The sequence below is a fragment of the Streptomyces sp. NPDC006643 genome (assembly GCF_042870175.1).
Lineage (GTDB): Bacteria > Actinomycetota > Actinomycetes > Streptomycetales > Streptomycetaceae > Streptomyces.
This window is the reverse complement of record NZ_JBIAHA010000016.1, coordinates 56,415-69,701: the sequence shown is the minus strand read 5'-3', so window position 1 is coordinate 69,701 and position 13,287 is coordinate 56,415. Positions and strand designations below refer to the sequence as shown.

At 72.5% G+C, this 13,287-nt stretch carries 10 protein-coding genes; 3 read left to right on the top strand and 7 right to left on the bottom strand.

Annotation, left to right across the window (positions count from 1 at the left end; genetic code table 11):
* The first annotated feature begins 12 nt into the window (after positions 1 to 12).
* The 3 genes from ACFYNU_RS22115 (at position 13) to ACFYNU_RS22105 (ending at position 4,414) form a co-directional block, all read left to right on the top strand.
* A complete protein-coding gene (locus tag ACFYNU_RS22115) occupies positions 13 to 753 on the top strand; it encodes an ABC transporter ATP-binding protein (RefSeq protein WP_356591154.1) in 741 nt (246 codons plus the stop codon).
* A complete protein-coding gene (locus tag ACFYNU_RS22110) occupies positions 750 to 3,731 on the top strand; it encodes an ABC transporter permease (RefSeq protein ID WP_356591156.1) in 2,982 nt (993 codons plus the stop codon). The genes ACFYNU_RS22115 and ACFYNU_RS22110 overlap by 4 nt, the downstream gene beginning before the upstream one ends.
* A 125-nt stretch (positions 3,732 to 3,856) precedes the next feature.
* On the top strand, positions 3,857 to 4,414 hold the full coding sequence (locus ACFYNU_RS22105) for a bacterial proteasome activator family protein (RefSeq protein ID WP_356591158.1): 558 nt from the start codon (positions 3,857 to 3,859) through the stop codon (positions 4,412 to 4,414).
* Between the two features lie 197 nt (positions 4,415 to 4,611).
* Here the strand turns inward: ACFYNU_RS22105 and ACFYNU_RS22100 are convergent, their stop codons facing one another.
* From ACFYNU_RS22100 to pdhA, 7 genes are all read right to left on the bottom strand, one after another.
* Positions 4,612 to 5,598, bottom strand: a complete 987-nt coding sequence (locus ACFYNU_RS22100; RefSeq protein WP_356591160.1) for an NAD(P)H-quinone oxidoreductase — start codon at positions 5,596 to 5,598, stop codon at positions 4,612 to 4,614.
* Between the two features lie 145 nt (positions 5,599 to 5,743).
* A complete protein-coding gene (locus ACFYNU_RS22095; protein WP_356591267.1) occupies positions 5,744 to 6,802 on the bottom strand; it encodes a potassium channel family protein in 1,059 nt (352 codons plus the stop codon).
* Between the two features lie 20 nt (positions 6,803 to 6,822).
* Positions 6,823 to 8,247, bottom strand: a complete 1,425-nt coding sequence (locus ACFYNU_RS22090; protein WP_356591162.1) for a molybdopterin molybdotransferase MoeA — start codon at positions 8,245 to 8,247, stop codon at positions 6,823 to 6,825.
* Entirely contained in the window at positions 8,244 to 9,131 is an 888-nt protein-coding gene (locus tag ACFYNU_RS22085) for an NTP transferase domain-containing protein (protein WP_356591164.1), read from the bottom strand. The genes ACFYNU_RS22090 and ACFYNU_RS22085 overlap by 4 nt, the downstream gene beginning before the upstream one ends.
* Positions 9,132 to 9,570: 439 nt before the next feature.
* A complete protein-coding gene (locus tag ACFYNU_RS22080; protein ID WP_356591166.1) occupies positions 9,571 to 10,914 on the bottom strand; it encodes a dihydrolipoamide acetyltransferase family protein in 1,344 nt (447 codons plus the stop codon).
* A complete protein-coding gene (locus ACFYNU_RS22075; protein ID WP_356591168.1) occupies positions 10,914 to 11,945 on the bottom strand; it encodes an alpha-ketoacid dehydrogenase subunit beta in 1,032 nt (343 codons plus the stop codon). The genes ACFYNU_RS22080 and ACFYNU_RS22075 overlap by 1 nt, the downstream gene beginning before the upstream one ends.
* Positions 11,942 to 13,132 (bottom strand): pyruvate dehydrogenase (acetyl-transferring) E1 component subunit alpha, encoded by a 1,191-nt coding sequence (gene pdhA / locus ACFYNU_RS22070; protein WP_388767091.1) that lies wholly within the window; start codon positions 13,130 to 13,132, stop codon positions 11,942 to 11,944. The genes ACFYNU_RS22075 and pdhA overlap by 4 nt, the downstream gene beginning before the upstream one ends.
* Positions 13,133 to 13,287: the final 155 nt, after the last annotated feature.

The following is a 13,287-nucleotide window of genomic DNA, read 5'->3' as shown; positions in this document are numbered from 1 at the left end:
GGGGATCCACCCATGCCTGACCAGGCATCGCATCCTGTGCTCCAGCTCAAGGACCTGACCCGCGTCCACGGCAGTGGCGCCACCGAGGTCCACGCCCTGCGCGGGATCAACCTCGACGTGTTCCCCGGCGAACTCGTCGCCGTCATGGGCCCGTCCGGCTCGGGCAAGTCCACGCTGCTCACCATCGCCGGCGGGCTCGACACCCCCACGTCCGGCCAGGTGATCGTCGAGAACACCGACCTCACCACCGCGGGCCGCAAGGAGATAGCCGCGCTGCGCCGCCGCAGCATCGGTTACGTCTTCCAGGACTACAACCTCATCCCGGCCCTCACCGCCGCCGAGAACGTCGCCCTCCCCCGCGAGCTGGACGGCACATCCGCCCGCAAGGCCCGCGGCGAGGCCGTCGCCGCGCTGCGCGAGATGGACCTCGAACAGCTCGCCGACCGCTTTCCGGACGAGATGTCCGGCGGCCAGCAGCAGCGCGTGGCCATCGCCCGCGCGCTCGTCGGCGACCGCCGCCTCGTCCTCGCCGACGAGCCCACCGGCGCCCTCGACTCCGAGACCGGCGAGTCCGTCCTCGCCCTGCTGCGCAGCCGCTGCGACGCGGGCGCGGCCGGTGTCCTGGTCACGCACGAGCCGCGCTTCGCGGCCTGGGCCGACCGGGTCGTCTTCCTCCGGGACGGCGCCGTCGTCGACCAGACCATCCGCAGCGACGCCGAGTCGCTCCTCACGGGCCAGGCGGCCGAACGGTGAGGAACTGGTACCACTCCTGGCGCGCCGCGATCCGCATAGCCCGCCGTGACGCCTGGCGCTTCAAGGGACGCAGCTTCCTCGTCCTCGCCATGCTCGCCCTGCCGATCGTCGGTGTGAGCGCCGCCGATCTGACGCAGCGCAGCTCGGAACTGTCCACCGCCCAGCAGATGGACCGCGAGCTGGGGAAGGCGGACGCCCGCGTCAACGACCCCGGCCTCGGCGGCGCCGCGATCATGCAGAACCCCAAGGGCGACAACTACCAGCCGGTCAAGAACTACGACAACGAGCCGTGGCCCGAGGGGAAGACGGACATCGAGGCGGCCCTCCCGGCCGGCACGAAGTCCCTCGTCGACACCGTCGGCATGGCCAAGCTCAAGACCGCGCACGGCCTGCGCAACACCTCCGTACGCGAGCTGAAGGCGGCGGACCCGATGGCCGAGGGCATCATGGTCCTCGACCGCGGCCGGTTCCCCGGCAAGCCCGGTGAGGTCGCCGCGACCAACGCGTTCCTGGAGAGCAGCGGTCTGCGGGTCGGCTCGAAGCTCACCGCGCGCGGTCTCGACACCACGTACCGGATCGTCGGCGCGTACGAACTGCCGAACGAGCTGAAGGAAGCCCAGGTCAACGCCCTTCCCGGCGCCCTGCTCGCCCCGCTCGACAAGGCACTGGCGGCAGCGGAGCTGCCCGGCACGGACGCGAGCGACACCTATCTGACCACCGTCCCCGGCGACGCCGGTTTCACGTGGAACATGGTCAAGGAGGTCAACACCAAGGGCGCCACGGTCACCTCCCGCGCGGTCGCGCTCAGCCCGCCGCCGGACTCGGACGTGCTGCTGTACCAGAAGGAGGAGTGGGCGCGGGACAACAGCTCCGGCAACAACGCCACCCAGCTGGCCATCCTGAGCACCGTCGTCGGCCTCGTGATGCTGGAGATCTGCCTGCTGGCGGGCCCCGCCTTCGCCGTCGGCGCCCGCCGCTCCCGCCGCCAGCTCGGTCTGGTCGGCGCCAACGGCGGCGACCGGCACCACATCAGGGCCATCGTCCTCAGCGGCGGACTGGTGATCGGCGCGGTGGCCGCCGTGGTCGGCACGGCCCTGGGCATGGGCCTGACCTTCGCGCTCCGGCCCGTCCTCGAAGACGTGCTCGGCAAGCGCTTCGGCGGCTTCGACATCCGGCCGCTGGAACTGCTGGGCATCGCGCTGCTCGCGGTGGTCACCGGCCTGCTGGCCGCGATCGTGCCCGCCGTGACCGCGTCGCGGCAGACCGTCGTCGCCTCGCTCACCGGCCGGCGCGGGGTCCGGAAGGCCAACCGGGTGCTGCCGATCCTGGGCCTGAGCGCCGTCGTGCTCGGCGCGGGCACCGCGCTGTACGGCTCGACGGTCTCCGACCAGTCCATGATCGTCGGCGGCGGCAGCGCGCTCGCCGAACTGGGTGTGGTGGCGCTGACACCCACCCTCGTGGGCCTCTTCGGCCGGATCGGCCGCTGGCTGCCGCTCTCGCCGCGCCTCGCCCTGCGGGACGCCGTGCGGAACAGGGGGCGTACGGCTCCCGCGGTGGCGGCGGTGCTGGCGGCGGTCGCGGGCACGGTGGCGGTGGCGACGTACACGGCCAGCTCGGACGCCCAGTCCGAGGCCCGGTACGAGCCGCTGCTCCCGTACGGGGCGGTCGCGATCCTGTCCCCGGACTCCGCCGTGGACGTCCCGTCGATGCGGGACAACACGCAGAAGCTGCTTCCGACGGACGTACGGGCCGATGTGGACCGGGTCGTGGTCGGCAAGAAGAACTGCTCCGCCTACGGCGGCGGCGAGGACTGCGGACGGTACGAGATCGTCCGGCCCAAGGCGTACGAGTGCCCCCTGTGGGCGTACGACGCCTCCGGCGAGGACCCGGCGGAGAAGTACTCCAAGGCCGAGCGCCGCAAGCTCGCCAAGGACTGGCGCTGCGTCCACGACGAGTACGGCATCGGCAACTCCGGCGGCGAGATCCTGATCGGCGACGACCGGCTGCTGAAGGTGCTGAAGATCGACGATCCGGACGCGCGCGAGGCGCTGGCGAACGGGCGGGCCGTGTCCTTCCTCAAGCAGAACATCGTCCCCGACGGCAGCGGCAAGGGTGCCGGTCAGGACACCGGGCAGGCCGCCGACCAGGGCGGCGCGCGCGGCGGGGCGGTGACCGCCAAGAGCGTGCCCGCTCCCAAGGACGGTGCGAACGGCACGATCACCGTCCGTCTCATCGAGGCGGCCGACATCGAAGAGGCGGACGCGGCCGACATGAAGGGCGAGGAGCCGCCGGGCGCCGTCAAGTCCATCCCGGCCCACCAGTACGGCGGCAGCCAAAACGCCTACGGCGTCACGATGATCGTGCCTCCGAAGGCGGCCGAGAAGGCGGGCTTCACGACCGTCCCGTACGGTTCCTTCTTCTCGACCGAGCGGCTGCCGAGCGACGCCCAGGAGCAGCGGCTCAACAGCGAACTGGCCAAGACCGGCAGTGATTCCCCGCTGACCATCGAGAAGGGCTTCACCCCCGAGAACGACAGCACGCTGCTGGCGCTCGCCGTCTTCGCGGGTCTTGTGACCATCGGCGCCGCCGGTATCGCCACGGGCCTCGCCCAGGCGGACGCGGAACCCGACCTCAAGACCCTCGCCGCTGTCGGAGCCCCGCCGAGGGTCCGCAAGGCACTGAGCGGTTTCCAGTGCGGGGTGGTGGCCGCGATGGGTGTCGTACTCGGCTCGGCGTCGGGGATTCTGCCCGCGATCGGGCTGCGCTTCACCGAACGGCGCGCGGAGGAGCAGATGTACGCGCAGGCGCTGGACGAGGGCTGGGGCGGCATGCAGGAGGCCACGGCACCGTTCGTGCCGGTCGTCATCCCGTGGGAGACGCTGGGCATGCTGCTCGTCGTGGTCCCGCTCGGCGCGGCGGTACTGGCCGCGCTGGTCACCCGCTCCCGGGGCGCACTGGCTCGCCGCGCGGCGATCTGACACCGGGCCCCGGCGCGTCGGAGCCGGTGAGGGCCGGTGAGGGCCTGTGGGGGCCTGTGGCAGAGCGATTCGCTCCGCCACAGGCCCCACCGCGCGCCGACACCCGGGTGCGCGACAATGAACATATGGAAATGCCGAGGAACGAACGGTCGCAGGAGAGCAACCCCCACGTTCTCGTGGTGGGACAGGACGGGATGGCGCTCGGCGGCGGACACGGGGACGACGAGCCGCGCGAGATCCCGGTGACGGAGATGGTCGAACAGCCGGCGAAGGTCATGCGCATCGGCAGCATGATCAAGCAGCTGCTCGAAGAAGTGCGGGCGGCTCCTCTGGACGAGGCGAGCAGGGTACGGCTCAAGGAGATCCACGCCGGTTCGGTGAAGGAGCTTGAGGACGGCCTCGCCCCCGAACTCGTCGACGAGCTGGAGCGCCTCTCGCTTCCGTTCACCGACGAGGCCATTCCCTCGGAGGCCGAACTGCGCATCGCGCAGGCCCAGTTGGTGGGCTGGCTGGAGGGCCTCTTCCACGGGATCCAGACGGCGCTGTTCGCCCAGCAGATGGCGGCGCGGGCGCAGTTGGAGCAGATGCGCAGGGCGCTGCCGCCCGGTGCGTCGCCGCAGGACGACGAGGACGGCGAGGACCCGGGCGGCCACGGCGCGATCAGGTCGGGCCCGTACCTCTGAAGCCGTCGCACACTGCTCAGAACCGGCACAGGAATAGTCGCCGCCGCCGCAAGCGGCGGCTTTTCCTTGCTCTCGGCCCTGGCCGTGAACCGCAGGGACTGGCGATCCGGTCGGTCTTCGCGGGCCCACGAAGACCGACCGGTGCGTATCGACGGGCCTATCTACGGGCGTACCTACTCGCGTACCTACGGGCGTATCTACGGGCGCGTCAGCAGGATCTTGCCGATGTGGTCGCCCGCGTCCAGCGCGTGGTGCGCCTGCGCGGCGTCCGACATCGGGAACGTACGGTCCACGATCGGCCGCACCTGCCCGGCACCGATCAGCGGCCAGACATGCTCCCGTACGGCGGCGACGATCGACGCCTTCTCGCCGAGCGGGCGCCCCCGCAGCGAGGTCGCCGTGATCGCGGCACGCTTGACGAGGAGCGCGCCCAGGTTCAGCTCGCCCTTCACGCCGCCCTGCATACCGATCACGGCGAGCCGTCCGTTGACGGCCAGGGCCTTCACATTGCGGTCGAGATACTTCGCGCCGACGATGTCGAGGATGACGTCCGCGCCCGCCCCGTCCGTGGCCTTCTTCAGCTCCTCGACGAAATCCTGTTCGCGGTAGTCGATCAGGATGTCCGCGCCCAACTCGGCGCAGCGCGCCAGCTTTTCGGGCCCGCCCGCGGTGACGGCGACACGCGCGCCCACCGACTTGGCGAGCTGGATCGCCATCGTGCCGATACCGCTCGCGCCGCCGTGCGCCAACAGCGTCTCGCCGGGGCGGAGATGGGCGATCATGAAGACGTTCGACCAGACGGTGCAGGTCACTTCGGGCAGCCCGGCGGCCGTGACCAGGTCCACGCCCTCCGGTACGGGGAGCAACTGGCCCACGGGAACGGCGACCTTCTCCGCGTAACCACCGCCCGAGAGCAGTGCGCACACCTCGTCGCCGACCGACCACCCCGAGCCCTCGGTACCGGGTCCGAGCGCGACGATCCGGCCCGCACACTCCAGACCGGGGTACGGGGACGAGCCGGGCGGCGGGTTGTAGAAACCCTGGCGTTGCAGCAGATCGGCGCGGTTGACCGCGCTCGCCACGACGTCGACGAGGACTTCGCCCTCGGCGGGTACGGGATCGGGCACTTCGTCCCAGACGAGCGCCTCGGGGCCACCGGGTTCCGGAATCGTGATCGCATACATGGTCGGGAGGCTACCCCCGGTCGTGTCCGCGCTACCGGTCCCGGGCCCGTACGAACGCCCTCCCGGGCCCGTACGAACGCCCCCGGGCCGGTATGAACGGACCCGGGGGCGTGGGAATCGTGTGCTGTGCAAATCGGCCGTACGGTCAATCGGCCTTGGCCTGCTCGGGGTTGGGCGGGTCCGCCCGCACGATCGTGATCAGGCGGTCGGTGAGCTGGAGCGGGCTGGCGGCGGGGTCGTCGTACCCCAGCAGCCGGTGTCCGCGCAGGACGCTGACCACCAGGTCGTCCGTCTCCCGTACGCTCCGCCCCACCTCGGCCTTTATCACCGGCCGTTCGATGAGATCGAGGCCGCTGCCCTGCTGGATCAGGTCCTCCATCACCGTGCCCGCGACGGGGCTGAGCACCGAGAGCCCGAGCAGCCGGCCCGCCGCGCTGGCGCTGGTGATCACGGCGTCCGCGCCGGACTGGCGCAGCAGCGGCGCGTTCTCCTCCTCACGCACGGCGGCGACGATCTTCGCCCCGCGGTTGAGCTGGCGCGCGGTCAGCGCGACCAGCACGGCCGTGTCGTCGCGCTGGGTGGCGATGACGATCTGCCGTGCCCGCTGGAGTTCGGCCCGTAGCAGCACATCGCTGCGGGTCGCGTCGCCGATGACGCCCACGAACCCGTCCGCGTTGGCCGCCTCGATCACCTTCGCGCTCGGGTCGACGATGACGATCTGGTCCTTCTTGAGCCCGGTGGCACAGAGCGTCTGCATCGCCGACCGGCCCTTGGTACCGAAGCCGACAATGACAGTGTGGTCACGCAAGTTGGACCTCCAGCGGTTCAGCCGCCACTCCTCCCGGGTGCGCTCCGTGAGGACCTCAAGAGTGGTGCCGACCAGGATGATCAGGAAGAGCACGCGCAGCGGCGTGACCAGCACGACATTGATGAGCCGGGCCGCGTCGCTGTACGGGACGATATCGCCGTAACCCGTCGTGGAGAGCGTGACGGTGGCGTAGTAGACGGAGTCGAGGAAATCGACCGAGTCGTCGGCGTTGTCGTGGTAGCCGGTGCGGTCGATCCAGACGATGAAGACCGTGGTGGCCAGCACCCCCAGCGCCATCAGCAGTCGCTTGCTGACCTGCCGCAACGGCCGGTCGACGATCCGGCGGGGCAGCTTCACCCGGCCGGTGACCAGATGTTCGTCGGCATGACGCGCCATCGCGTCGTGGCCGGGAAGTTTCACGTGAAACACCCGTCATCGATGGAGGCGGTGGTGTCGGCCCAGGCAGCGTCGGCGGCCCACGGCAGGTCGAGTACTTCCAGCTCGTCCCCGGGCCGCGCGCCACCGGGCGGTACGACCGCCAGCCCGTCCGCCACGGCGATCCCGCGCAGCATGGCGGGGCCGTTGTAGCGCAGGGGCACGAGCCGGTCGTCGTGATGGACGAAGGGCACGAGCCGGGTGTCGTGCGGGTGGCCGTGCACCTCGTCCCGTACGGGCGCGTGGTACGCGGGCCGGCTCGCCCGGCCCGCGAGCGTCCGCAGCAGCGGCTCGGCGAGCGTCAGCAGCCCGGAGACGGCGGCGAGCGGATTGCCCGGCAGGCCCACCAGATGGCGGCCGGCGGCGAGCCGGGCCAGCAGCATGGGGTGGCCGGGGCGTACGGCGACGCCGTCCACGAGCAGTTCGGCGCCCGCGCGGGCGAGTACGGGGTGGACGTGGTCGACGGGGCCGGCGGCCGTACCGCCCGTGGTGAGGACCAGATCGGCGTCGGACTCGGTGACCGCCCGGTAGAGCGCCTGTTCGTCGTCGGCGACCCGGCGGCTGTCGATGACATCCGCGCCGAGCGCGCGCAGCCAGGGCGCGATCATCGGGCCGAGCGCGTCGCGGATCAGACCGTCGTGGGGCAGTCCATTGACGAGCAGTTCGTCGCCGAGGACCAGGACATCGACGGTCGGGCGGCGGGCGGTGAGCAGCTCGTCGTAGCCCGCGGCGGCTGCCAGGCCGAGCACGGCCGGGGTCACCAGGGCCCCGGCGGGCAGGAGTTGGTCGCCGGATCGGCACTCCTGGCCACGTGGACGGATGTCCTGGCCCTGGACCACCCGGCGTTCGGCGTGGAGATGGCCGGTGGTGTCCGTGCGGGCGTGCTCGCTGCGGATCACGGCGGTGGTGTCGGGCGGGACGCGGGCGCCGGTGGCGATGCGTACCGCGGTGCCGTCGGGGAGCGGGGTGGTGGCGGCGTGGCCGGCGAGTATGCCCGCGCCCTGGGCGGGCTGCTCCGGCTCCGCGGACCAGGGGCCGGGTCCGGACACCGCCCAGCCGTCCATGGCGGAGGTGTCGAACGACGGCAGATCGGTGAGCGCGGCCAGGGGCTCGGCCAGGACATGCCCCAGGGCCTGCTGGAGCGGGACCCGGCGGGCGTGGGCGGTGGTGGTGTCGTGGCCGGAGCGGGCGGGGCGACCGGCGCGGGCGGCGACGGTACGGGCCTCGGCCCACGCCGAGGCGCGGCGACGCCCCGCACCGGCTGCGGCTGCGGCTTGGGCTGCGGCCGGGGCTGTCGCTTCGGTTTCGGCTGCGGCTGTGGCTGCGGCTGCGGGCTGCCTGGCGAACAGCGCCAGGACCTCATCGACCCCGTCGGAGCCGTCGACCTCGCGGTCCTGAGCCGTCATCCGGCTTCGGCCCCCTTGGCCTTGCCGTCTTCCCCGGCCGCCTCGTCGGCCCAGCGCAGCGCGAGCGCCGTGGCCTTGCGGGACGCCTCTGCCACCGCCTCGGGACCGCCGCCCCCGGCCGCCGCCCGGCCGGCCGCGTACCCGACCAGGAAGGTCGTCAGCGGCGCGGCGGGGCGGGCGACACCGTGCGCGGCGTCGCGGGCGAGGTCGAGGAGGACGGTGATGTCGACGTCGAGCTCGTAGCCGAGTTCGTCCTTGACTGCGGTGATCCATTCGTCCAGCACGGTCCCATGCTCCCTGATGCGTGCCCGCGCTGTGGAGATGTCTTCCCAGGTGTCGCAGTCGAAGGACGCGAGCGGGTCGGCGTCCGCAGCGACGCGGGCGAGGTCGAGTTCATGCGTCAGCAGCCGTAGCGGCAGCCCGGCGAGGCTGCCGTACTCGGTGGCGAGGAGGGCGATCTCGCGGCGCAGCGGTTCCGTACGGTACGCCGCGACCAACGGCTGGTCCCGGCCGTCCGGGTCGGTGAGCAGCGCGCCCTCCCGCTCGGGGTCCGCCGCCAGTACGTCCAGCAGCCGGCGCGTCGTCTCCCGCGTCAGGAACGGCAGATCCGCCGACAGCACGAGCACGGTGTCCGCCTGGACGTGCCGCACCCCCGCGTCGAGCGCGGCGACCGGCCCGCCGCCGGGCGGCTCCTCACGCGCCCAGTGCACGGGCCGCACGGTGGCCCGTCGGCCCCCCACGACCACGGTCCGCCCGGCACCACCGCACGCACCGAGCACCCGGTCGAGCAGAGCCCGCCCGCCGACGCTGACGGCGGGCTTGTCCACCCCGCCGAGCCGCTTGGCGGCACCTCCGGCGAGCACGATGGCGTCATGGGCGCTCATGGTCATGAGTGAAGTATGGTCCGCGATCGCGCGTCAGAACGTATGCGATGTACGACCGTGATGTTGAAGGGGTGTTGAGGGGGCTGTGGGGCGGCCGGGAGCCGCGTCATGCCCGGCACAGCGCACTCTCCACCGAGGGGGCGAGCCCGCCGACGCGAACGCGCGCGGGGCACGCGCGGGACGGCTTCTGGCGGAGACTCCGAACCTCATCGCGGGCGTGCCGCCGACTTCCCTCGGGACGGGTTGTCGACGGGGCCGGATCGGGGAGCGCCCGGCGCGCGACGGCTGCTGTCACGGTGGTACGCCGTGGCTCCCCGGCACGCGGCAGAGCGCAGCACGGGGGCACGGGGCACGCGAGCCCGGCAAGACCCGAGAGGTACGCCCTGCCGGGGCACCACCGGCCCGCGGCGCGGCACATGACGCGGCTCCCCCGCCGCGCCTACAACGTGCGCAGCAGCACCGCCGGTTGTTCCACGCAGTCCGCCACGTACCGGAGGAAGCCGCCCGCCGTGCCGCCGTCGCACACCCGGTGGTCGAACGTGAGCGAGAGCTGGACGACCTTGCGTACGGCCAGCTCGCCCTCGTGCACCCACGGCTTCGCGACGATGCGGCCGATGCCCAGCATCGCGGCCTCCGGGTGGTTGATGATCGGCGTGGAGCCGTCGACGCCGAACACGCCGTAGTTGTTCAGCGTGAACGTCCCGCCGGTCAGATCGCCGGGGGTCAGCGTCCCCGACCGGCCCGCCTCGGTCAGCCGGGCGAACTCCGCGCTCAGCGACTCCGCCGAGCGGTCCTGCGCGTCCCGTACGACGGGGACGACCAGCCCGCGCTCGGTCTGGGCGGCGAACCCGAGATGGACGTCGCGCAGGCGGACGATCTCCCTGGCCTCCATGTCCACCGTGGAGTTGAGCTCCGGGAATCGTTGGAGCGCCGCCGTGCAGATCCGCGCCAGCAGCGCGATGAGCGAGATCTTCGGGCCACCCGCCGCGTTCGCGGCGGTCCTGGCCGCCAGCAGCTCCGTCGCGTCCGCGTCGACCCAGCAGGTGGCCTCCGGGATCTCGCGCCGGCTGCGGCTGAGCTTGTCGGCGACCGCGCCTCGCACACCGCGCAGCGGTACGCGCTCGGTGACCGCCCCGGACGGGGCCGGCGCGCTCGTGGGCGTGGGTGCGGGCGGTGCCTCCGCGACCTGTTCTCTCCGCTCGATGGCCCGCTCGACGTCGCACCGCAGGATCAGCCCGTCGTGTCCGGAGCCGGCCAGCGCCCGGAGGTCGAGCCCGTTCTGCCGGGCCAGCCTCCGCACGAGGGGCGAGATGACCGGCACGGGCCCGGTGGGCACGGCAGGCGCGACCGGCGCGGTGGGCACCACCGGCACGACCGGCACCACCGGCGCGACCACGGCCGTCGCGGGGCGGACCCGGCGCCGCCGGGCCGCCGGCGCACCCGTGCCGTAACCGACCAGCACGTTGCCCGACGTCCCGTCCGATCCGCCCTCGGCGACCGGGGCCGGTTCCCGCTCCGGCTGCGACTGCGGCTCCGACGCTCCGACGGCGACCGTCAACAGCGGTGCGCCGACCGGCAGTTCCGTGCCCTCCTCGCCGTACCGCGCGGTGACCACGCCCCCGTAGGGGCACGGCACCTCCACCATCGCCTTGGCCGTCTCGACCTCGACGACGGGCTGGTCGATCGCGACGACGTCACCGACCGCCACCAGCCAGCGGACGATCTCCGCCTCGGTCAGTCCCTCGCCGAGATCCGGCAGTTTGAATTCGAGCACCTGGGCCATCAGCTGTCCGCCTCCCACTGAAGCCGCGCGACCGCGTCGAGGACCCGGTCCACACCCGGCAGATGGTGCTGTTCCAGCATCGGCGGCGGATACGGGATGTCGAATCCGGCGACCCGCAGCACCGGCGCCTCCAGATGGTGGAAGCACCGCTCGCTGATCCGGGCGGCGATCTCCCCGCCGGGCCCGCCGAAGCCGTTGGACTCGTGGACGACCACCGCGCGGCCCGTGCGCCTTACGGAGGCGACGACCGTCTCGTCGTCGAAGGGCACCAGTGAGCGCAGGTCGACCACTTCCAGGTCCCAGCCTTCCGCGCGCGCCGCCTCCGCCGCCTCCAGACACACGGTCAGTGAGGGGCCGTAGGTGACCAGAGTGGCGCTCAGTCCCGTACGCCGCACGACGGCGCAGCCGATCGGCTCCACCGTGGCCGGCGCCTCGGGTGACCACTGCGCCTTCGACCAGTACAGCCGCTTGGGCTCCAGGAAGACCACCGGGTCGTCGGAGGCGATGGCGGCCCGGAGCAGCCCGTACGCGTCGTCCACCGTCGCGGGGGTGACGACATGCAGGCCCGGCGTCGCCATGTAGTACGCCTCGGAGGAGTCGCTGTGGTGCTCGACACCGCCGATCCCGCCGCCGTACGGCACCCGGATGGTGATCGGCAGGGGCAGCGCGCCGCGCGTGCGGTTGCGCATCTTGGCGACATGGCTGGTCAGCTGCTCGAACGCCGGATAGGCGAAGGCGTCGAACTGCATCTCCACGACGGGCCGCAGCCCGTACATCGCCATGCCGACCGCCGTGCCCAGGATCCCGGCCTCGGCCAGCGGTGTGTCCGTGCACCGGTCCTCGCCGAACTCGGCGGCGAGTCCGTCGGTGACCCGGAAGACCCCGCCGAGCGCGCCGACGTCCTCACCGAGGATGTGCACGGACGGGTCCTCGGCCATCGCGTCCCGCATCGCGCGCTGCAACGCCTGCGCCATGGTGGCCGGCTTCGCCGCCTTGGCGGTCCCGGCTGCCCTGGAGGCCACGGTGGTCATCGCGTCTCACCCTGTCCCGATACGCCGTCGACCGAATCGGCCGGCTCCTGCGACGCGTCCAGCTCGGCCCGCAACTGGGCCGCCTGCTCGCGCAGTTGCGAGGTCTGCTCCGCGTAGACGTGCGCGAAGAGGTCCATGGGGTCCAGCTCCGGCTCCGCGTTCATCCGGTCGCGCAGCCGCGCGGCCATCGCGTCGGCGTCGTCGGCGGCCTTCCTGATCCCGTCCTGGTCGAGCATCCCGCGCTCCGTCAGCTCGTGCTCCAGCAGCCGGACCGGGTCGTGGGCGCGCCACGCCTCCACCTCGGCGTCGCCGCGGTAGCGCGTCGCGTCGTCGGCGTTGGTGTGGGCCTCGATGCGGTAGGTCACCGCCTCGATGAGCGTCGGGCCGCCGCCGCTCCTGGCCCGCCGCACGGCCTCGGCGAGCACCGAGTGCACCGCCGGCGCGTCGTTGCCGTCGACCAGCCGTCCCGGCATCCCGTAACCGACGGCCTTGTGCGCCAGCGACGGCGCCGCTGTCTGCTTGGCGAGCGGGACGGAGATGGCGAAGCCGTTGTTCTGCACGAGGAAGACGACGGGCGCCTGCCATACGGCGGCGAAGTTCAGCGCCTCGTGGAAGTCGCCCTCGCTGGTGCCGCCGTCGCCGACCAGGGCGAGCGCGACCACGTCGTCACCCTTGAGACGCGCGGCGTGCGCCAGCCCGACGGCGTGCGGCAGCTGCGTGGCCAGCGGTGTGGAGAGCGGCGCGATGCGGTGCTCGCGCGGGTCGTATCCCGTGTGCCAGTCGCCTCGCAGCAGGGTGAGGGCCTGGACGGGGTCCAGACCGCGCGCCACGACGGCGAGGGTGTCGCGGTAGCTGGGGAAGAGCCAGTCCTGCTCCTGGAGCACCAGGGCCGCGGCGACCTCGCAGGCCTCCTGGCCGGTGCTCGACGGGTAGACGGCCAGCCGGCCCTGCTTGGTGAGGGCGGTGGCCTGCGCGTTGAACCGACGGCCGCGGACCAGCTCCGCGTAGAGCCGCAGCAGCAGCTCGGGGTCGGCGTCCGCCGCGGCTTCCGTACCCAGTACGCGGTACGGCTCGCGGTCGGGGAGCAACGGGGCGGGGTCCGTACGGGGCTGCCACGGCGGGGGCGGGGTGGACCGGTGGACGACGGCACCCGGGGGCTCCTGGACCGTCGTGCTGCTCTTCTTCAACGCGTGCACCTCCTCAGGGAGCGGGGCATGGGCGGCGCGCGGGAATGTGGTGCGCCTCACCTACCGATTGTTCGGTCGCCGTGCCAATTTGGCTACTGGCACCTTCAGCCTGTGGACAAACGGTTCTGCACAACCTGGGACGGGCACAAGGTGTC